This is a genomic window from Streptomyces sp. CAU 1734, from assembly GCF_039888735.1.
In the GTDB taxonomy this organism is placed as follows: Bacteria; Actinomycetota; Actinomycetes; order Streptomycetales; family Streptomycetaceae; genus Streptomyces.
On record NZ_JBDQQP010000009.1, the window covers coordinates 361,192 to 381,360 of the forward strand.

Genomic DNA, 20,169 nt, shown 5'->3' on the forward strand with positions numbered 1-20,169 from the left:
GGCAGCACGGAGCCGGCGGCCCCGTCGGGGGACCGCCGGCCGGGCCGTCGCTCAGGCGCGGGGCTTCGTCACCTTCACGGACTCCGCGGGCCCGTCCGGGGCGACCTCCGGAGCCTCCTCGAAGTTGACCCGTCCCATGTGGGTGTTCAGCGACTTCATCAGGATCCACACGCCCACGGCCAGCGCCGCGAAGACCAGGAAGCCGAGAACACCGGGGGTGACCTTGTTCTCGTCCAGCTCCTTGGCCAGGGTGGCCACGTGCGTCATTGCGAGGTTTGCGCTTGCGCTCATATCACGCATTCTCCCGGATGCCCGCGAAGAGGTCGTCCTCGGGGAGGGATGTGTCGACCAGAGACTTCGCCAGCTCGTACTCCTCCGTGGGCCAGACCTCCCGCTGGAGCTCCAGCGGCACCCGGAACCAGCCGCCGTCCGGGTCGATCTGGGTGGCGTGCGCGATCAGCGCCTTGTCCCGGATCTCGAAGAACTCGCCGCACGGGACATGCGTGGTCAGGATCCGCTCCACGCGCTCGAACTCCGACCAGCGCTCCAGCCACTCCCCGTACGGCGACTCCAGCCCGCGCGCCAGCAGCGCCTCGTGCAGCGCGACGGTGCGGGGACGGTTGAAGCCCTGGTTGTAGTAGAGCTTCCGGGGCTGGTACACCGGGCCGAACTCGGCCTCGGGGAAGCGCTCGGCGTCCGCCGCGCCCTCGAACGCCACCATCGTGATCTTGTGGGTCATGATGTGGTCGGGGTGCGGATAGCCGCCGTTCTCGTCGTACGTGGTGATCACCTGCGGCCGGAAGGAGCGGATGGACCGCACCAGCCGTCCCGCGGCGGTCTCGACGTCCTCCAGGGCGAAGCAGCCCTCCGGCAGCGGGGGCAGCGGGTCGCCCTCGGGCAGCCCGGAGTCGACGAAGCCGAGCCACTCCTGGCCGACCCCGAGGATCTCGCGGGCCTCGTCCATCTCCTTGCGGCGGACCTCGTGGATGTTCTTCTCGATATAGGCGTCGCCCTGGAGCTTGGGGTTGAGGATGGAGCCGCGCTCGCCTCCCGTGCAGGTGACCACGAGCACGTCCACCCCCTCGGACACATACTTCGCCATTGTGGCCGCGCCCTTGCTCGACTCGTCGTCGGGGTGCGCGTGGACGGCCATCAGTCGCAGCTGCTCAGTCAAGACTCGATCCTCAGTGAATTCGGGCGTTCGTCGCGAATGGTCGTTGCCGTCCTGCGGTGACGCCGTTACGGGACGGCGGCGCGGGCCGGCGATCGGGTGGTGAGGGCGACTTCTATAGTGACCGAACCGGGGGGTGGAAAATTCCGCTGTCTTGCTGCCTGAGAGGATTGGCGGACGCGTGACGGCGATCACCGCTCCGACAAGCGGTGACAGACCGCCCGAAACGGCCCGAGAGGAAGATCATGAGCGATGTGCGGGAGCAGCCGCCCACGGAGCGTTACGGCCGCTCGGCCGACCAGCGCGCCGACCGCCGCCTCAAGATCCTCGGTGCCGTGCTCGGAGCGGGATTCGTCGCGATGGTCGGCTGGTTCGGCTACGACTACATCTCCGAGCAGCGGATCAGCGCCGAGATCATCAAGTCCTCGGTCGTCTCCGGCGACGAGGTCCAGATCCATCTGGAGATCCGCAAGGAGGGCGGCGCGACCGGCACCTGTACGGTCCGCTCCCGCTCGGAGGACGGTGTCGAGGTGGGACGCCGCGATGTCGCCGTGGACCAGCGGGGCGAGACCCGGATCGACCAGGTCGTCAAGCTCCGGACCACGGCCCGGGCGACCAGCGCCGAACTGGTGCGCTGCGAGGCCCGCTGACCTCTCCGGGTGCGGTGGTACACGCCCCTGAGCCCCCTTCCGGGCCCTTCCGCCCGGCGGACGCGAACCAAGTCCTCCGCGCTGACCAGCACTGACGCGGTTCTGATGGTTTTTGTCCTCCCCCTCGGGCCCCGAAATTGTTAGGCTCGTGGTTTCGCCCATCCATGAAGACACCATGCTTCTGGGTAGGGCGATGCTTTGTATTCCCAGTACCTACGAGGAGCACCTGTGACCCAGACCAGCGAAAACGTCACCTGGCTCACCCAGGAGGCGTACAACCAGCTGAAGGCCGAGCTGGAGTACCTGTCTGGTCCCGCGCGCACCGAGATCGCCAAGAAGATCGAGGCTGCTCGCGAGGAGGGGGACCTGCGGGAGAACGGCGGGTACCACGCGGCCAAGGAGGAGCAGGGCAAGCAGGAGCTCCGTGTGCGCCAGCTGACCCAGCTCCTCGACACCGCGAAGGTCGGCGAGGCCCCGGCGGACGACGGCATCGTCGAGCCGGGCATGGTCGTGACGATCGCCTTCGACGGCGACGAGGACGACACGCTGACCTTCCTGATGGCGTCCCGCGAATACGCCAGCACGGAGATCGAGACCTATTCCCCCCAGTCCCCGCTGGGCCGGGGAGTGAACGGCAAGAAGGTCGGCGACGACGCCCAGTACGAGCTGCCGAACGGCAAGTCGGCCTCGGTGAAGATCCTCGCGGCCAAGCCCTACCAGGGCTGACGGACGACGGCGGGGCCCCCGGTGCCGGGCACCGGGGGCCCCGTCGTGTGCCGGCGCCTCAGGCGTCGAAGCCGGGCATCGTCGGCTCCTGCCCCCGCTAGGGAATGTCGTACTCGGCGGAGAGCCTGCGCCCCGGCCCGAACAGGTCCACCGCGTACTCCGTCACGGACCCCTGCTGGTCCCAGTAGTGGTTGGACATGACCAGCACCGGCGTGTCCGCCGCGGCTCCGAGCAGTGCGGCCTCCTCCGCCGGCGCGGGCAGCAGGGTGACGGCGTCCCTTCGGCGCACCGCCCGCCGGCCCGATCGCTGCTCCACGAAGCCGAAGGTCATCAGGGGCAGGGGCTCCGGGATCAGCAGCTCGGGTGCGGACTCGGCGAGTTCGCCGGGGAGCCAGGAGGTGGAGAGGGCGATCACGCCCTCGTCGTCCTCGTATCGGCGCCGCCGCCGGATGACCGGTATGCCGGGGTCCACCCCGAGTGCTTCGGCGACCTCCTCCGGCGCGGGGACGAGGCCGGCGTCCAGGATCTCGACGCGCTCGCCGGGGCGCATTCCGGTCCCGCCGACGCGCAGCATTCCCAGCCGGTCCGGGCCGGTGGTCTGCTTCCGTCCGAGGTCGGCGAAGGTGCCCTGGGTGGAGGAGCGGACATACCCCTCGGCCTGCAACTGCTTGATGCCCTTCGCGGCCGTCGCGGTGGCCACACCCCACTCGGCGGAGATTTCCGCGATTGAGGGCAACCTCGCGTCCGGACCGATCTCCCCGTCGATGATCCGCTGCCGGAAGTGATTCGCGATCTGCATGAACGGCGGCAGTTCGCGCTGGATCCGTGGTGCCATTTCCGCCTCCCGTATTCGCCTGCTAGCTCGCGCCAAGAGCGTACCCACAGGCTGACTTGACGCACGCAAGCGAGCACGCGGAGACTTATCCGTGAGCTAGCATACGTACTCTCGTCAGGGGCACCGTCATGCCATCCGCGACGCCGCGCCACCGCCCTCCAGTGCCGTACATCGCCGCTTGGAGCTCCGAGCAGGCACTTCGCCCCCTCGTGGTCGTCCGGGGCATGGGCATCGGATACGCCGACGAGACGCCGTACGACCGGGATCCGGACGGGGTGCTGTGGAGCCGGATCACGTCCAGTCCCGGCCGGGGGCGGCCCGAGTTCGGGCGGATTCACTTTCTCCGGCAGCGGCGGGCCATGTGGCGGACGCTGTGCCAGGTGTGCGGCGGACCCGCCGACCGGACCGGGGACGGGGTCCTCTGGCTGCTGGGCGGGGACGGAGGCGACCTGACCACCACCCATCCGCCGCTCTGCATGGCCTGCGCCGTGCAGAGCGTGCGCGCCTGCCCGCACCTGCGGGAGGGGTACACCGCCGTACGGGCGCGCACCCGCACACCCATCGGCGTACACGGTGTGATCTACCGCCCTTCCCGGCCGTACCCCGCCGTCGACACGCACGACGACGTCCTCCACGGGGATTGGCGTATGCCCTGGACGCGGGCCGCACAGCTCATCGTGCGACGGGAAGGGTGCACCCCCGCCGTACTGGAAACGCCGGTGCCCACCCGCCACGGGTGGGCACCGGCGTCGGCACAAGGGGTGAGGGGTGAGCGCGGTCAGCCCGCCGCCCTGCGGTACTTGCGAACCGCCAGCGTGCGGAAGACCACCAGGATCAGCAGCGACCAGAGCAGCGAGGCGATCACCGGATGCTGCATCGGCCAGGCGTCCGGGGTCTGATAGCCCGGCGGGAAGTTGCCGAAGAGTTCGCGGCACGCCTGGACCGTGGCGCTGAAGGGGTTCCATTCGGCGATGTGCCGCAGGAAGGACGGCATCTGGTTCGGGTCCACGAAGGCGTTCGAGATGAACGTCAGCGGGAAGAGCCAGATCAGGCCGCCCGAGGTGGCCGCCTCCGGGGTGCGGACCGAGAGGCCGATCAGGGCCCCGATCCAGGAGAAGGCGTACCCCAGGAAGAGCAGCAGGACAAAGCCGAAGAGCACCTTGCCGATGTTCTCGTGGGTGCGCCAGCCGACCAGCAGGGCCACGCCCGCCAGGACCAGCAGGGTGAGAGCGGTCTGGACGAGGTCGGCCAGGGTGCGGCCGGTGAGGACCGCGCCGCGGCTCATCGGCAGTGAGCGGAACCGGTCGACCAGCCCCTTCTGCATGTCGTCCGCGATGCCCGCGCTCGCGCCCGCCGTGGCGAAGGTGACCGTCTGGGCGAAGATGCCGGCCATCAGGAATTCGCGGTACGCCTGGGCCGAGATGGTGCCGCCGACCTGGATGGACCCGCCGAAGACATAGGTGAACAGCACGACGAACATGATCGGCTGGACCAGTCCGAAGATGACCACTTCGGGGATCCGGGTCATCCGGATCAGATTGCGGCGCGCCACGACGAGCGAATCGCCGACCGACTGCGCGATGCCGCCGCGCGGGACGGGAGCCGCGATTCCGGCGGTCTCGGTGGTGGCGCTCATCCGGCTGCCTCCTGGTGCGGGTTGGGGTCCTGGCCCGCCTTGCGCGGCCGGCCCTTCCGGCCGCCGGCGGGATCGTCCGGCGAGCCGCCCTCGGTCTCCTCCGGTGCCACCTCGGCGACATGGCCGGTGAGGGAGATGAAGACATCGTCGAGGGTGGGGCGGCGCAGGCCGATGTCGTCGATCTCCACGCCCCGGGAGTCGAGTTCGCGGATCACCTCGGCGAGGAGCTTCGCGCCGCCGCTGACCGGGACGGTCAGCTGGCGGGTGTGCTCGATGATGGCGATCCCGCCCTTGCCGAAGCGCTGAAGGATCTCGCTCGCCTCGGGGATCCGGGCCGCGTCGTGGACCACCACCTCGACGCGTTCGCCGCCGGTGCGGGCCTTGAGCTGGTCGGCGGTGCCCCGGGCGATCACCCGGCCGTGGTCGATGACGCAGATGGTGTCGGCGAGGCGGTCGGCCTCCTCCAGATACTGGGTGGTGAGGAGCAGGGTGGTGCCGCCCCGGACCAATTCCTCGATGACCTCCCACAGCAGCTGCCGGTTGCGCGGGTCGAGGCCGGTGGTGGGCTCGTCCATGAACATCACGGGCGGCGAGACCACCAGCGCCGCCGCCAGGTCGAGCCGGCGGCGCATACCGCCGGAGTAGGTCTTCGCGGGGCGGTCGGCGGCCTCCGCGAGGTCGAAACGCTCCAGCAGCCGGCCCGCCCGGGCCTTCGCGTCGCGGGAGCTGAGCTGATAGAGCTGCCCGACCATCTGGAGGTTCTCGCGGCCGGTCAGATACTCGTCCACGGCCGCGAACTGGCCGGAGAGGCCGATCGAGCGGCGGACGTCATTGGGCCGGTCGAGAACATCGATTCCGGCGACGACAGCCCTTCCGCTGTCGGGCTGGAGCAGGGTGGTCAGTACGCGCACGGCCGTGGTCTTCCCGGCGCCGTTGGGGCCGAGAAGTCCGAGGACGGTGCCTTCGGGGACGTCGAGATCGACGCCGTCCAGTGCCCTTACGTCGCCGAAGGTCTTGACCAGTCCTTCGGCGTAAATGGCGCCTGGCATAGAGGTCTCCCAGAGTGGCTGGTGGATCGTTTCCCTCAGTGGGCCGCGGATGCCCCATACCGAAATGCCCAGATTATTAGTGTTTGCCGAATTATCCATCACCTGGCGGGACATGGCAGGCCATCGGCGCGCTCGAAGGTATCGCGATGTATCGCGATACCTCAAGGGGCGGGTCCGGGAAATCCCCCGGAGATCGGGGCCGTGGGCCGGGTACCGGTGGACCAGGGGCTCAGCCCACGACCGAGACCGTGTACCCGGAGGAGCGCAGCACCCCCGCGACCTCCTCGCAGTGCCCCGGCCCCTTCGTCTCCAGCTGAAGCTCCACCTCCACCTCGGTGAGCCCGAGCCGGGGATCGGTCCGCACATGACTCACATCGAGAACATTGACGTCGAGCACCGACAGCGAACCCAGCAGCCCGGCCAGCGCACCCGGGCGGTCCGTCAGCCGCAGCCGCAGCGACAGATAACGGCCCGCCGCGGCCATGCCGTGCCGCAGGATGCGCTGCATCAGCAGCGGGTCCACATTGCCGCCCGAGAGCACCGCGACCACCGGCCCCCGGAATGCCCGGGGATCGCTCAGCAGGGCGGCCACCGGGGACGCCCCCGCGGGCTCCACCACCAGCTTCGCCCGCTCCAGGCAGAGCAGCAGCGCGCTGGAGAGCTCGTCCTCGGACACCGTACGGACCTCGTCGACCAGATCGCCAATGATTTTGAAGGGGATGTCGCCCGGCCGTCCCACCCTGATGCCGTCCGCCATGGTCACCGGCGTCCGGACGCTGACCGGACGGCCCGCCGCCAGCGAGGGCGGGTACGCGGCGGCGCCCTCCGCCTGGACGCCGATCACCCGCACATCCGGGCGTACCGCCTTCACCGCCACCGCGATGCCCGCCGCGAGCCCCCCGCCGCCGATGCCGACGACGATCGTCCGCACCTCCGGGCACTGCTCCAGGATCTCCAGCCCCACGGTGCCCTGGCCCGCGATGATGTCGGGATGGTCGAAGGGGTGGATGAAGACCGCCCCGGTGCGCTCGGCGTACTCCTCGGCCGCCGCCAGGGTCTCCTCTATCACCTGTCCGTGCAGCCGGACATCCGCGCCGTACTCCCGGGTCGCGGCCGTCTTCGGCAGTGGCGCGCCGACCGGCATGAAGACGGTGGAACGCACTCCGAGCAGGGACGACGCCAGCGCCACCCCCTGCGCGTGGTTCCCGGCGGACGCCGCGACCACCCCGGCCGCCCGCTCCTCCGGGCGGAGCCCGGATATCCGCACATAGGCGCCGCGCAGCTTGAAGGAACCGGTCCGCTGGAGGTTCTCGCACTTGAGATGGACGGGTGAGCCCACCAGCCCGGTCAGATACCGGCTCCCCTCCATCGCGGTGGCGCGCGCGACCCCGGACAGCATCTTCTGGGCCCCTCGGATGTCGTCGAGGATGACCGGGCGAAAGGTGTCACGCGCACTGAAGCTCATGACCTCAAGTCTCGCAGCTCACAAGGCGGACGGCTCGCCGGATACCCCTGCGGAAAACCGCTTGTTATGGGTTTCCCCAAGCCCGTCCGGACCGCCCCGCCGCCGCGTACTCTTTCCCCCACCAATCGACCACCGCACGAGAGAGCCACCGGCCATGCCCACTTCTCAGGACATGACAACTCATTTGGACCCGGGCCTCCTCGATGCTCTCCAGCACCAGGTCGCCCTGTTCGCCCGCCGCGCGGAACAGACCCGGCTCGGCGGGGTCGGACAGGTCCGCAATTCCATGGACCGCGCCGCGTATCTGCTGCTCAACCGGCTCGACCGGGAGGGCCCGATGGGGGTCAAGGCACTCGCGGCGGGGATGGGCATCGACTCGTCGACCGTCACCCGCCAGGTCGCCCCGCTCGTCGACACCGGTCTGGTGAAACGGACTTCGCACCCGGAGGACGGCCGGGCGGTGGTGCTTCAGCTCTCGCCGCGCGGACAGGCCCGGCTCGAAGAGGTCCGCTCCTCGCGGCGCGAACTGATGGCGCAGGTGACGGACGGCTGGACGGAGACCGAGCGGGAATCGTTCTGCACCCTGCTCACCCGATTCAACACCGCCCTCTCGGCCCGCCAGGCGGGACTGCCGCCGATCGACCAGGCGGGCGGCCTGGCATCGGTGCCCCAGGCCGGCGGCGGCAGGGAGGCCCCGCCGAATCCCTCGTAACCGCGCACGGGCCCGCCCCGGCGCACAAAGAAATGCGATCAACCGAATTCATCGGTGCCATACGGATCTATCCTGGAACAAGCGGTATGCAAACAGCACCGAGGAGGTCGTCATGACCAGAAAAGTCGCTGACTGCCGCAAATTCCCGAGCGAGTCGAACTGCACCCTCACCATCGCCGGCGAGGAAGAGGAAGTCGTACGGGCCGCGTCCGAGCATGCGGTCTCCGTGCACCGGCACGAGGACTCCCCCGAGCTCCGGGAACAGGTGAGAGCAACACTGGAGGACGAGAAGGTCCCCGCCTGACGGAACACACGGCGCCGGTCCCGCGCCCACGGGCATCCGGCACAGGAGCATCCGGCGCGCACGGGGACACGAGCGGGCACGCGAAGAACGGCACACCGGCGCCGCCGGACGGCCGCTCCATACCTCCGGGCAGGGGTGCGCCACCGGCAGCGCGCCCCGCACCGGCTGTCCGTGCACACCCACTGTCCGTACATGTGAGCCGGCGCCTGCCCGGGCGTCGGCTCAGGGCGTTCCCAGGGCTTCCGCTCCGGTTCTCACCGGGGCTCGCGTGCCCTGTCCGATCCGTGGATCCGGAACAGCGGCGCTAGCCGAGCGCCTGCTGAAGGTCGGCCAGCAGATCATCGATCGCCTCGATGCCGACCGAGAGCCGCACCAGGTCGGCGGGCACCTCCAGCGCCGAGCCGGCCACGGAGGCATGCGTCATCCTGCCCGGGTGTTCGATCAGGGACTCCACCCCGCCCAGGGACTCTCCCAGGGTGAACAGCTCGGAACGGTTGCAGACCTCCACCGCCGCCTCCTCGCCTCCCGCGACCCGGAAGGAGACCATGCCGCCGAAGGACTTCATCTGCTTGGCGGCGATCTCGTGACCGGGGTGGTCGGGCAGCCCCGGGTAGAGCACCTGGCTGACCCGGGGATGACGGGAGAGCATCTCGGCGACCCGGCCGGCGTTGACACTGTGCCGGTCCATCCGGACGGGAAGGGTCTTGATGCCGCGCAGCACCAGCCAGGAATCGAAGGGACCCGCGACGGCCCCCATCGCGTTCTGGTGGTACGCCAGTTCCTCCCCGACCGACGCGTCCGCCGCGATCAGCGCACCGCCGACGACATCGGAGTGGCCGCCCATGTACTTGGTGAGGGAGTGCACGACGATATCGGCGCCGAGGGCGATCGGCTGCTGGAGGTAAGGACTGGCGAAGGTGTTGTCGACCACCAGCCGGATCCCCGCGCTGCGGGCGACCTCGGCCAGCGCGGTGATGTCGGTGATGTTGAGCAGCGGATTCGACGGGGTCTCCACCCAGATCAGCTTGGTGCTGGGCGTGATCGCGGCACGCACGGCGGCCGGATCGGAGGTGTCGGCCACGGACCAGTCGACTCCCCAGCGCGCAACCACCTTCGCGAAGAGCCGAAAAGTACCGCCGTAGGCGTCGTTGGGGATCACCACATGGTCACCCGGTGACAGCAGTGCGCGCAGCAGGCAGTCCTCGGCGGCGAGACCGGAGGCGAAGGCGAGTCCGCGCCGTCCGCCCTCCAGAGCCGCGAGGTTCTCCTCCAGCGCGGTACGGGTCGGGTTGGCGCTGCGGCTGTATTCATAGCCGCCGCGCAGCCCGCCGACACCGTCCTGCTTGTACGTGGAGACCTGATAGATGGGCGGGACGACCGCGCCGGTCAGTGGATCGGCGGTGTTCCCCGCATGGATGGCGAGGGTCTCAAGGTTGTGGAAACTGTGCTGGTCGGTCATGAGGCCGAGGGTAGCTCCGTGGACGCGCCAGGCGCTTTTCCGTTCTTGCGCAGGTTACAAACCGCGTGGGCGGCGGTGGTGAGAACCGCACGGGCGAAGGGCATGGAGGCCGGTCCCCACAGGGCCGGAGCGGGTCCGGGACCCGGCCGCCGGGGCCGACCGCATGGCGGACAGTCGCCAGGGCGTGGCCCGATTGCGCCGGTGTCCGGGAGAATGGCCTCATGGAGATTCTCTGGTTCCTGATCGCGACGGCTCTGCTGGTCGCGATCGTCGGTCCTTTCGTCATGCGCCGCCGGAGTGCCGGTATCCACCAGGTCGCACCGGGGTCACCGGATGCCGCCGATCCGGATGCCTATGGGTTCGTCCGCCAGGAAGAGCTGGACATCCGCCTCCCGGGCCCCGACCAGGATCTTCTCGATGTGCTCAATGTGGTGCAGCAGACCGGGAGCTGGCGGGCGGCGGCCCAGCTGCTCGCCGGGACCCCGAAGGAGGGCGAGGTCCGCTGGCAGCGGGTCCAGGCATTCGCCGGCGCGGCCTCACTGGAGCTCCAGCAGCGGCCCGGGATCGGCGGGGCCTGGCTGCGGGACTGGCGGTCGGAGTCACCGAAGGACACCGGCGCCGCGCAGGTGCACGCGGAGTTCCTGGTGCAGCAGGCGTGGCGGTCGTCGAGCGTCGGCTCGGACGACTTCCGGATCATCCTGGAGGAGGCGCGCACCGTCTGCGAGGAGGCCGCCCTCCTCGATGCCGAGGACCCGATCCCGTACATCGTCGAGCTGGCGGTGGCGCGCGGTCTGGCCTATCCGCACGAGCGGTTCGACCAGGTGTGGGCCAAGGTGATCGACCGGGCGCCGCAGCACATGGGGGCGCATCTTGCGGCCCTGAGGTACTGGTGCGAGAGCTGGCACGGCAGCCGTGAGGAGGCGGACCACTTCGCGACCACCGCCGCGGCCCGCGCCCCGCGCGGCTCACTGCTGGCGGCGCTGCCGCTCTTCGCGGTGTACGAGCACATCCCCGACCTGGTCATGGTTCAGAATTTCCACCGCACCGAGGTGGTCTCCAAGGCCGTCGGGGGCGCGCTCCACGCGGTGCACTCGGCGCGCGCGGGCGACCCGATGCTCGCCCATGTACGGCATCTGCTGGTGATGTTCCTGGTGCGCTCGGAGCGCTGGGGCGAGGCGATGCACGAGCTGGTGCGGGTGGACGGCCATGTCGGCGCGCTGCCCTGGACCCTCAGTGACGACCCGGCGGCGGAGTACACGGTGTACCGGAATCTGGCGGTCGCCGGGTACGAGGCGAATGGCGGGAGCCCTGCCTCGCTGCCCCGGTAGTCCCTCCGTCCGGCACGGCCGCGCCCCCCGACCCGCGCCGGTCGGGGGGCGCGGCTGTCCCCCGTTCCGGGCCCGGAACCGTTTTTCATGGCTGTATCACGTACGCGGAGTTGCGGCACGGTGACACATACGGTGATACTCCGACTCCCCTACGCAGCCTTGCCCTGTTCGGGACATGCCTGAAACAGCCGGCCGCAGGGACCCCGACATGCTCACTCCTGGGGGGACAGGCACATGGGCATCATCGCGCGGCCACCGCGGCCGGCCGAGGCACCGGCCGGGAGACGCTTCCATGGAGCCGCTCGGGCGGCGCGCACGACAGCGGCGGCGGCGATGACCCGGGCGGTGCGGACGCACCGGGCCGCGCGACCGGTCCGGGAGACACGGACGACCGGGCGGCGCGGCGGGCGGGACAGGCGGCACGGACGGGGCGGCCGGGGCGGGTGAGATCCCCCGCCGCCCGCCACCGGTCCGGGGCCGCGGAGGCCCGCCGGACAGAGCCTGTTCCGTGCATCACCCGCCCGCTGAAAGGTCTGGCGCCATGGCTCATCTCTCCCGCCGCATCTCCCGCCGCTGGAAATCGGGATCCGGGCTCCGGCTGAGGCTCGGCCGCGACCCCGACCGCCCGGTCACGGCGGCGCGCCTCGCCGAGCTGGGCATGCTCCCCCGGGACCGCCAGAACGCCCGGCGCCCCGGGCCGGACCCCCGGGCGGATCTCGTCGTGGCCGCGGCCAGGTCGGGCAGATGGCGGCCCGGCGCCGAGCTGCTGGAGGCCATCGGCACCGACTGGGAGCGCCGGACGGCGGTGATCGGCGAGCTCGCCGGGGCGGCTGCGGTGGACGACGCCTGGCTGGAGCGCTGGCGCGCCGAACGGCCCGACGATCCCGGGTCGGCCGGGGTCCAGGCGATGGCGATGATCGAACTGGCCTGGCGCATCCGCGGCGGCAACCACCCCTCCCGTACGGAACAGGAGCGGTCCGAGGGCTTCTTCCGGATCCTGAACCGCTCCGGGCGGGCCATCGCCCGGGCGCGGGAGCTGGGCGAGCGGGACCCGTCGCCGGATGTCGCGGACATCTGGCGCGGTATCGGCCTCAGCCGCTCCCACGAGGACATGCACCGGCTCTGGGCGCAGACCAGCGCCCGCGACCCGTACCACCATCTGGCACACCGCGGCGCGCTGGAGTACTGGAGCGCCCACTGGCACGGCTCCCGCGAGCGGGCCGCCGCCTTCGCGGCGGAGTCGGCCGGCGCGGCGCCGCCGGGCGCGCTGCTCAGCTCGCTCCGGCTGGCCGCCTGGTGGTACCACCTCCCCGCGGAGCCGCACGACCGGGAGTTCCGCACCGGGGAGCCGGCGGAGGCCGTCGACCTCCTCCGGGAGGATGTCGCCGCCGCCCGCCCGAACCACCCGTATCTGCCGGAGGCCCGGCACATGCTGGCGTACTTCCTGATACGCCAGGGCAGGGCGGCACTCGCCCTGGAACAGTTCCGGCTGGTGGACGGCTGGGTCGGCGCGTTCCCCTGGAACGAGACCGAGCACCCCGCGGAGCTGTACGGAACGCTCCGTGACCGGGCGGTCAATCTGACCGGCGGCTGACACCCGGCTCGGCTCGCGAACCACCTGCGGACACCGGACCCGGGCCCGCTCCCGGACCGCTGACCAGCGGGTATCTCCCGCCGAGCGGGCCGGCGCCGGCCGGGCGGGCGGCCGAGAGGGGGATGGCCCGAAAGCGCCCGGCGGACGGGCCGCGGGGAATGCCCGGGCCGCCCCGTACGTTCTCCCGAGGCCGGCAATCCTGAGGAGCAACAGTATGTTTCTGTCCCGTCGCGTCCCCGAGCTCCCCACCCCCGACCAGGCGCTGAAGGGCCGCCCGGAGCCGTCCTTCACGGTCCCGGACCGCCACACCGTCCTGGGCAATCCGCTGCTCGGCCCCTATCCGGACGGCCTGGAGGTCGCGGATTTCGGCCTCGGCTGTTTCTGGGGCGCGGAGCGCAAGTTCTGGCAGATCCCGGGCGTCTGGACGACCCTGGTGGGCTACCAGGGCGGCCACACCCAGCACCCGACGTACGAAGAGGCGTGTTCCGGCATGACCGGCCACACCGAGGCGGTCCGGGTGGTGTTCGACCCGTCGGTGGTCTCCTACGAGGAGCTGCTGAAGGTGTTCTGGGAGTCCCACAACCCGACCCAGGGCTTCCGCCAGGGCAATGACGTGGGCACGCAGTACCGCTCGGCGGTCTACACCCACTCCCCGGAGCAGGAGGCCGCCGCCAAGGCGTCCCGCGACGCCTACCAGAAGGTGCTGACCGGCTCCGGCTACTCCCCGATCACCACGGAGATCCTCCCGGCGGACGGCCGCCCGTTCTATCCGGCGGAGGCGTACCACCAGCAGTATCTCGACAAGAACCCCGCCGGGTACTGCGGTATCGGGGGCACGGGAGTGAGCTGCCCGATCGGTGTCGCCAAGGCACCGCAGGCCGACGCCTGACCCTCCGGCCCTTCCGGGGACCGGCCCCGGGTGCCCGGTGTGCCCGGGCGGAGACGTCTCCCGCCACCCGCTCTACAGTCCCTCCATGGACTGGATCGAGCGGGTGGGCAATCTGCGTCAGTGGAGCGCCGGGGGCGAGCGCGCCCCGCACAAGCCGCTGTTGATGCTGTACGCCCTCGCGCGGTTCCAGCAGCGGCCCGACGGGGCCCTGCGGTATTCCGATGTCGAACAGGACCTGCGGGAACTCCTGCGCGAGTACGGTCCCCCGCGCCGCACCTCGCCCTCGTACCCCTTTCACCATCTCGTCAGTGACGGTGTCTGGGAGGTGTCCACCCGGGACGGCGCGGTGAGCCCGGGCACGGGTGTGGGGGTGCTGCGGGAGAGTCTCGCCGAGGGACGGCTGGCTCCGGGGCTGCGCGCCGCGCTCACCGCAGATCCGGCGCTGCTCGGCAGACTGGCCCAGCTGCTGCTGGAGCTGCACTTCCCGCCCTCGTTGCACTCGGACATAGCCGCCCACACCGGTCTCGACCTGGAGTCGGCCGACGGCGCCGCTCGTGTGACCCGGACCGTGCGCGAGCGCAAGCGGGCGGCCCGGCTGCGTGCCGAGGTGCTGATCGCCTATGAGTACCGCTGTGCCTTCTGCGGTTTCGACGGGGCGATCGGGCGCGTCCCGGTAGGGCTGGAGGCCGCTCATGTCCGCTGGTGGGCGCAGCGCGGGCCGGATGAGCTGAGCAATGCCCTCTGTCTCTGCTCGCTCCACCACAAACTCTTCGACCGGGGTGTGCTGGGGCTGGACGGGCGGCGGCGGATCATGGTCTCGCGGGAGTTCACCGGCCACGGCACCACCGCGCGGACCCAGGTGCTCGATCTCGTCGGCGGCACTCTCACCGGCCCGCGAAGGGGCAGTGCCCAGGTGGCGCCCGAGCACATCGACTGGCACACGGGCCAGGTGTTCCGCGGCGGGGCGCGGGTGGCCGAAGCCGTCTGAACGGCGCGAATGCCGGCGCTTCCACCGGCTCTGCCGTGAGCAGATCTGCTGAGGGGCGAGATCGGGGCCGGGGCGGCGTGCCCGGGGCAACAGTGGTGACAGCAAACGACCTTGCTCATCGAGGAGGCACCATGTCACCGCTCACCGCCCCCGGCACCCTGTGGGATCCCGGCGCCGCCCCGCGCGCCTCGGAGGGGGAGACCGTCCCGACGCGCTTCGACGACCAGCTCGCCGGACAGCTGCTGATGCAGCGGATCATCTTCCTGGGGACCCAGGTGGACGAGGTGTCCGCGAACCGGATCTGCGCACAGCTGCTGTTGCTGTCCGCGGAGGATCCGAAGACCGATATCGCGCTCTGCATCAACAGTCCGGGCGGTTCGGTGACCGCCGGGCTGGCGATCTACGACACCATGCGGCTGATCCCCAACGATGTCTCCACCCTCGCCATGGGATTCGCGGCGAGCATGGGGCAGTTCCTGCTCACCGTGGGGACGGCGGGCAAGCGGTACGCCCTGCCGAACGCGCGGATCATGATGCACCAGCCGTCGGCCGGTATCGGCGGGACGACGGCCGACATCGCGATCCAGGCGGAGAACCTGGAGTTCACCAAGCGGACCATCGAACGGATCACCGCGCTCCACACCGGCCGGACCGAGGAGACGATCTCCCGGGACGGTGACCGGGACCGGTGGTTCACGGCCGAACAGGCGAGGGAGTACGGGATGGTCGACCGGGTGGTCGAGTCGCTCACCGACATCCGCCCGGCCGGGCCGCGCCGGAAGGCGGGTCTCTGACATGGGCCAGTACACGATTCCGACGGTGGTCGAACGCACCCCGCAGGGTGAGCGCGCCTATGACATCTACAGCAAGCTGCTCTCCGAGCGGATCATCTTCCTCGGCACCGAGATCGACGACGGGGTGGCCAATGTGGTCATCGCGCAGCTCCTGCACCTGGAGTCGGCGAGCCCGGAGAGCGAGATCGCGATCTACATCAACTCACCGGGCGGATCGTTCACTTCGCTGATGGCGATCTACGACACGATGAGCTTCGTCCGCGCCCCGATCTCCACCTTCTGTGTGGGGCAGGCAGCCTCGACCGCCGCGATTCTGCTGGCCGGCGGGGACCCGGGGCGGCGTTTCGTGCTGGAGCACTCCCGGCTGCTGCTGGGACAGCCCGCGAGCCGGGGACGGCAGGGAGTGGTGACCGATCTCGCCCTGGAGGCGAAGGAGATGCTCCGGATCCGCTCCCAGGTGGAGGAGGTACTGGCCCGGCACACCCGTCACGACATCGCGACCCTGCGCGCGGACATGGACCGCGACAAGGTGTTCACGGCCCAAGAGGCGGTGGCCTACGGGCTCGCGGACGAGGTGCTCAGCCGCCGGATGGCACAGTTCTGACGGCCGGGCGTGACCCGGCCGGCCGGGCCGGCGACGGGACGGCCGGGTCGGCGGCGGGACGGCCCGTGATCCGTACGGCCGCGAGCGGTGTCGTACGGGCCACGGGCCATGGCGGAGGAGCGCGTACGCCTCAGGCCGCGAGCCGGACCTCGCTCCGGGGCGGGGCCGTGCGGTGCGGGGCGCTCAATCCGCTCAGCGCGCGGGCGGCATCCCGGACACCCGTCGTGGGGCGGTGCGGGCGCGCGGCGGGACGGGTGCGCGTCAACTCGCCTTGTACGAGGGTGAGCAGATCCACCAGTTCGAGTCCGAGGGCGTGCGCGGCTGCCGCGAGCACCTCGGAGGAGGGCTCCTTTCGGCCGCGTTCGATCTCGGACAGATAGGGCATCGAGATCCGCGCGGCGTCGGCCACGTCCTTCAGCGTCCGCTCCTGATCGAGCCGCTCACGGCGGAGTACGCCGCCGACGACATGGCGCCAGAGCGGCTCCCTGGCGGCGGGGGCGGGCCCGGAGGGCGCCGGGCGCAGGGGGATGACACGGGCTTCCTTCGGAACACGGCTGCTGCTCACTCCCCCAGCCTAGGAGGCAGGGCCGTCAGGGGAAGGGAGTTGCGTTCCGCCACCGGCGAAACCCCCGCTCCGGACGGCCGCCGATCCGATGGCCGGTTCCATGGCCGAATCCTTGTGGGACGCGGGGCGGGGTCCACATGCTCGGGCGATGGACGGGGATGCTCCGGGTGCGCGGGGCGTGGAGATGCTCATAGGGTGCGTATCCGGCGTCAGCAGTCGAGGCAGGCAGAAGGAGGCGACCCGCCGTGCTCCATGGGGTGCCGCGACGGAAGCGGACCATTCGGGTCCTGGCGGTGGCGGTGATCGCCGCCGCGCTCGTACCGGTCACGGCGACCGCCGCCACGGCGGCCTCGGCCGCTCGGGAACACTGCCGCCGACATGGGCAGGCCCTCTACGACTCCCCTCCCGGCGGCGGGAGCACCGGCACCCCGCCCACCACCGGCGGGACTCCGGCCGACCCCGCGAACGGGGACCCCGGACCGGGTACCGGTACGGGTACGGAACCGGGTGCCGCTCCGAGCCCGGAGCCGGGCACCGAGCCGGGTACGGAACCGGGTACGAGTACGGCCACCCCTGCCGCCGGACCCGCCCCCGCCACCGCACCCGAGCCGCGAGCTCCGGGAAGCCGGTCGGCGCAGCGGCACAACCTCGCCCTGCTCTGTCTGATCAACGAGGAGCGGGCACTCGCCGGCGCCCCCGAGCTCAGCTGGAACAGCGCCCTCGCCCGGGCCGCCGACGGCCACGCCCGTGCGGCCGTCGAGCAGAAGTGGTGGGGTCCCGGACAGGACTCGCACACCAATCCGAGGACGGGCTCGACCATGGCGAGCCGGGTCGACGAGGAGAACTACTGCCCGGGCCGGGCGGCCTGGAAGGCGAAAGAGGTCACCTACACCGGCTGGGGCGGCGCGGGCACGCCCCGGGAGGCGGTGCACTGGTGGCTCCATGTGAGCACGGCCGGGCATCGCGAGGTCATCCTCGACCCCGACCTCAGGGAACTGGGTTCCATGGCGCTCGGCGGCGCGGCCGACCCGGCCGGAGCCGACCGGGACGACGCGGGCACCTTCGTCGTCGATCTCGGGATCTGCGGGCAGTAGGACCGGGACCGCGCCCCGGGCGCCCGGACGTCACGCGCCGGCCCGCCGCGCCCGTATCCCGCTCCCCCGCGGATATCCGGATGCGGCGAGGCGGCGCGTCTCGTTAGACTCTCTCCCATGGGTGCACACAAGCCGTACTTCTTCATCTGATCCGGGCGCGGACCCGGCGTCGCAGTCCAGGACAGCCGTCCATGGACTCCGCCGGTGTCCCCTTCTCCCACCCGGCCCCGGGCCCACCGGCCCGCACCTTTCCCTGCCGTGCTCCGTCGCGCCGCGCTCGCCCCCTGTCCCGCGAGCGGGCGGCGCCCCCGCGCACCGGCAGGTCGTTCCCAGGGATACCGACATGCGCAAAGAAACCACGAGGGAAACCTCGCGCGAGCGCGCCCAGCTCGCCTTGAACGACGTCTCCAAGGCGTATGGCACCCGCGCCGTCCTCGACCGGGTGACCCTCACCGTCCGGCCCGGTGAGCGTGCCTGTGTCATCGGGGAGAACGGCTCCGGCAAATCCACCCTGCTGCGGCTCATCGCCCGGGCGGAGACGCCGGACACCGGCCGGATCACCGTCCAAGCCCCCGGCGGCACCGGACATCTCGCCCAGACCCTCGGTCTGACCTTCGGGCTCGGCCCCGGCCACACCGTGCGCGACACCATCGACGCCGCCCTCGCCGAGGTGCGGGAGATCGAGCGGCGGCTGCGCCTGGCCGAGCGGGAGCTGGAGACCGACTCCGGCGATAGGGCGCTCGCCGAGTACGGGCAGCTCCTGACCGCCTTCGAGGAGCGCGGCGGCTATGAGGCGGACGCCCGGGCCGATGCCGCCCTGCACGGTCTCGGACTCGGCGGCATCGGCCGGGAGCGCCCGCTCGCCACACTCTCCGGCGGGGAGCGGTCGCGCCTGGCACTCGCCGGGGTGCTGGCCTCGGCGCCCGAACTGCTGCTGCTGGACGAGCCGACCAACCATCTCGACCAGCGGGCCGTGGAGTGGCTGGAGGACCGGCTGCGCGCCCATCGCGGCACGGTGGTCGCCGTCACCCACGACCGGGCCTTTCTCGAACGTGTCGCGACCACCGTCCTCGAAGTCGACCGGGACACCCGGACGGTGGTCCGGTACGGCGACGGCTGGGCCGGATACCGCACCGCCAGGGCCGCCGCCCGCCGCCGCTGGGCGCAGGACCATCAGGAGTGGCTGGCGGATGTGGCCCGTACGGAGGAGCTGGTCGCGGCGGCCGGGCAGCGGCTCGCCGGCAGCGGCCGGGATCCGGGCGAGGGGTTCGGCAAACACCGCCGCTCGCACGAGGCCAAGCTGTCCGGGCAGGTCAGAGCCGCCAGGCTGCGGCTGGAGCGGCTGCGGCGGGAGCCGGTGACCTCGCCGCCGGAGCCGCTGCGATTCCGGGCGCCCGCGCTCACCGCGCCCACCGGAGGCACGGAGGGTGCTGAGGGCGCTGAGGGTGCTGAGGACACGATCGCCCGGCTGGCCGGGATCGCCGTCGGTGACCGGCTGCGGCTGGACGGACTGCGGGTGGCGGCCGGCCGGCGGCTCCTGGTGACCGGCCCGAACGGCGCCGGCAAGACGACCCTGCTGCGGGTGCTCGCGGGTGAGCTCCGCCCCGACCGGGGCACCGTGCACCACCGGGCCCGGGTCCGGATCGGCTATCTGCCGCAGGAACTCCCCGCCGCGCCGCCGCCCGGCACCCTGCTGGAGGCCTACGCGGCGGGCCGTCCCGGAGCGCCCGAGGAGTACACGGACGAACTCCTCGCCCTCGGGCTCTTCCGCGCCGACGATCTGGAGGCTCCGGCGGCGGCGCTGTCGATCGGTCAGCGGCGGCGGCTGGAGCTGGCCCGGCTGCTGCGTACGCCGGTGGATCTGCTCGTACTCGACGAGCCGACCAACCATGTGGCGCTGAGTCTGGTGGAGGAGCTGGAGGAGGCGCTGGCCGCGTACCGGGGGGCGATCGTGGCGGTGTCGCACGACCGCCGCTTCCGGTCCGGTTTCGCGGGTGAGCGGCTGGAGCTGCGGGCGGGCCGGGCGCTGGCCGGGCAGCCCGGCTGAGGCGCTGCGCTTCCCCGACGGGCGGGTTTCCGGCGGTCCGGGGCCTCCCGGTCCCGTACCGCCGGCCCCGCACCACCGCTCCCGTACCGTCGGCCCCGCACCGTCGCTCCCGCACCGCCGGCCCGCACCGCCGCTCACCGCACCACCGCTCCCGCACCGCCGACAGGGCCCGCGGGGAGTGCCCGGCGGCCCGCACGTAGGGTTCGGGCGTGGGGATCAGTGGACAGCGGACAGAGCGGGCCCGGGGCGGGGCGGACAC

20 protein-coding genes are annotated in these 20,169 nt (G+C 71.5%); 12 read left to right on the top strand and 8 right to left on the bottom strand.

Features of this window, described 5'->3' with window-relative positions; genetic code table 11:
* Positions 1 to 51: 51 nt before the first annotated feature.
* Entirely contained in the window at positions 52 to 300 is a 249-nt protein-coding gene (locus tag AAFN69_RS19725; protein WP_347729868.1) for a hypothetical protein, read from the bottom strand.
* Positions 293 to 1,174: a mycothiol conjugate amidase Mca gene (mca, locus tag AAFN69_RS19730; RefSeq protein WP_347729869.1), complete on the bottom strand. Its 882-nt coding sequence runs from the start codon at positions 1,172 to 1,174 to the stop codon at positions 293 to 295. The genes AAFN69_RS19725 and mca overlap by 8 nt, the downstream gene beginning before the upstream one ends.
* A gap of 242 nt (positions 1,175 to 1,416) precedes the next feature.
* Here mca and AAFN69_RS19735 point away from each other — a divergent pair, with 242 nt between their 5' ends.
* Together AAFN69_RS19735 and greA are read left to right on the top strand one after the other, a co-directional pair.
* Positions 1,417 to 1,821 carry a DUF4307 domain-containing protein gene (locus AAFN69_RS19735; RefSeq protein WP_347729870.1) on the top strand — a complete coding sequence of 135 codons (405 nt, stop codon included), beginning with the start codon at positions 1,417 to 1,419 and terminating at the stop codon, positions 1,819 to 1,821.
* Between the two features lie 228 nt (positions 1,822 to 2,049).
* On the top strand, positions 2,050 to 2,547 hold the full coding sequence (gene greA, locus AAFN69_RS19740) for a transcription elongation factor GreA (protein ID WP_347729871.1): 498 nt from the start codon (positions 2,050 to 2,052) through the stop codon (positions 2,545 to 2,547).
* Positions 2,548 to 2,644: 97 nt separating this feature from the next.
* On the opposite strand, the gene AAFN69_RS19745 is transcribed toward greA, so the two are convergent.
* From AAFN69_RS19745 to ilvA, 4 genes are all read right to left on the bottom strand, one after another.
* Positions 2,645 to 3,382, bottom strand: coding sequence for a UTRA domain-containing protein (locus AAFN69_RS19745; protein WP_347729872.1), 738 nt, complete (start codon positions 3,380 to 3,382; stop codon positions 2,645 to 2,647).
* A gap of 778 nt (positions 3,383 to 4,160) precedes the next feature.
* The gene (locus tag AAFN69_RS19750; protein WP_347729873.1) at positions 4,161 to 5,018 is read right to left on the bottom strand and encodes an ABC transporter permease; all 858 of its coding nucleotides are present in this window, start codon (positions 5,016 to 5,018) and stop codon (positions 4,161 to 4,163) included.
* Complete coding sequence (locus AAFN69_RS19755; RefSeq protein ID WP_347729874.1) at positions 5,015 to 6,067, bottom strand: ATP-binding cassette domain-containing protein; 1,053 nt, start codon at positions 6,065 to 6,067, stop codon at positions 5,015 to 5,017. Before AAFN69_RS19755 ends, AAFN69_RS19750 begins: the two co-directional genes overlap by 4 nt.
* A 229-nt stretch (positions 6,068 to 6,296) precedes the next feature.
* Positions 6,297 to 7,532, bottom strand: a complete 1,236-nt coding sequence (gene ilvA, locus AAFN69_RS19760; RefSeq protein WP_347729875.1) for a threonine ammonia-lyase — start codon at positions 7,530 to 7,532, stop codon at positions 6,297 to 6,299.
* 154 nt (positions 7,533 to 7,686) lie between these two features.
* On the opposite strand from ilvA, the gene AAFN69_RS19765 reads away from it, so the two are divergent.
* Together AAFN69_RS19765 and AAFN69_RS19770 are read left to right on the top strand one after the other, a co-directional pair.
* Positions 7,687 to 8,244, top strand: a complete 558-nt coding sequence (locus AAFN69_RS19765; RefSeq protein WP_347729876.1) for a MarR family transcriptional regulator — start codon at positions 7,687 to 7,689, stop codon at positions 8,242 to 8,244.
* Between the two features lie 112 nt (positions 8,245 to 8,356).
* Positions 8,357 to 8,548 carry a DUF1059 domain-containing protein gene (locus tag AAFN69_RS19770; protein WP_347729877.1) on the top strand — a complete coding sequence of 64 codons (192 nt, stop codon included), beginning with the start codon at positions 8,357 to 8,359 and terminating at the stop codon, positions 8,546 to 8,548.
* A gap of 304 nt (positions 8,549 to 8,852) precedes the next feature.
* On the opposite strand, the gene AAFN69_RS19775 is transcribed toward AAFN69_RS19770, so the two are convergent.
* Complete coding sequence (locus tag AAFN69_RS19775) at positions 8,853 to 10,007, bottom strand: cystathionine gamma-synthase (RefSeq protein WP_347729878.1); 1,155 nt, start codon at positions 10,005 to 10,007, stop codon at positions 8,853 to 8,855.
* 221 nt (positions 10,008 to 10,228) lie between these two features.
* On the opposite strand from AAFN69_RS19775, the gene AAFN69_RS19780 reads away from it, so the two are divergent.
* The 6 genes from AAFN69_RS19780 (at position 10,229) to AAFN69_RS19805 (ending at position 16,204) form a co-directional block, all read left to right on the top strand.
* Positions 10,229 to 11,335, top strand: coding sequence for a hypothetical protein (locus AAFN69_RS19780; RefSeq protein ID WP_347729879.1), 1,107 nt, complete (start codon positions 10,229 to 10,231; stop codon positions 11,333 to 11,335).
* A gap of 541 nt (positions 11,336 to 11,876) precedes the next feature.
* Positions 11,877 to 12,929, top strand: coding sequence for a hypothetical protein (locus tag AAFN69_RS19785; protein ID WP_347729880.1), 1,053 nt, complete (start codon positions 11,877 to 11,879; stop codon positions 12,927 to 12,929).
* 214 nt (positions 12,930 to 13,143) lie between these two features.
* Entirely contained in the window at positions 13,144 to 13,818 is a 675-nt protein-coding gene (msrA, locus tag AAFN69_RS19790) for a peptide-methionine (S)-S-oxide reductase MsrA (RefSeq protein WP_347729881.1), read from the top strand.
* 85 nt (positions 13,819 to 13,903) lie between these two features.
* Positions 13,904 to 14,806, top strand: coding sequence for a phosphorothioated DNA-binding restriction endonuclease (locus tag AAFN69_RS19795; RefSeq protein WP_347729882.1), 903 nt, complete (start codon positions 13,904 to 13,906; stop codon positions 14,804 to 14,806).
* A gap of 131 nt (positions 14,807 to 14,937) precedes the next feature.
* On the top strand, positions 14,938 to 15,600 hold the full coding sequence (locus AAFN69_RS19800; protein ID WP_347729883.1) for an ATP-dependent Clp protease proteolytic subunit: 663 nt from the start codon (positions 14,938 to 14,940) through the stop codon (positions 15,598 to 15,600).
* Between the two features lies 1 nt (position 15,601).
* Positions 15,602 to 16,204, top strand: a complete 603-nt coding sequence (locus AAFN69_RS19805; RefSeq protein ID WP_347729884.1) for an ATP-dependent Clp protease proteolytic subunit — start codon at positions 15,602 to 15,604, stop codon at positions 16,202 to 16,204.
* Between the two features lie 130 nt (positions 16,205 to 16,334).
* Here the strand turns inward: AAFN69_RS19805 and AAFN69_RS19810 are convergent, their stop codons facing one another.
* Complete coding sequence (locus AAFN69_RS19810) at positions 16,335 to 16,769, bottom strand: helix-turn-helix transcriptional regulator (protein ID WP_347729885.1); 435 nt, start codon at positions 16,767 to 16,769, stop codon at positions 16,335 to 16,337.
* 245 nt (positions 16,770 to 17,014) lie between these two features.
* On the opposite strand from AAFN69_RS19810, the gene AAFN69_RS19815 reads away from it, so the two are divergent.
* Together AAFN69_RS19815 and abc-f are read left to right on the top strand one after the other, a co-directional pair.
* The gene (locus AAFN69_RS19815; RefSeq protein WP_347729886.1) at positions 17,015 to 17,863 is read left to right on the top strand and encodes a CAP domain-containing protein; all 849 of its coding nucleotides are present in this window, start codon (positions 17,015 to 17,017) and stop codon (positions 17,861 to 17,863) included.
* 343 nt (positions 17,864 to 18,206) lie between these two features.
* A complete protein-coding gene (abc-f, locus tag AAFN69_RS19820) occupies positions 18,207 to 19,910 on the top strand; it encodes a ribosomal protection-like ABC-F family protein (protein WP_347729887.1) in 1,704 nt (567 codons plus the stop codon).
* Positions 19,911 to 20,169 lie beyond the last annotated feature (259 nt).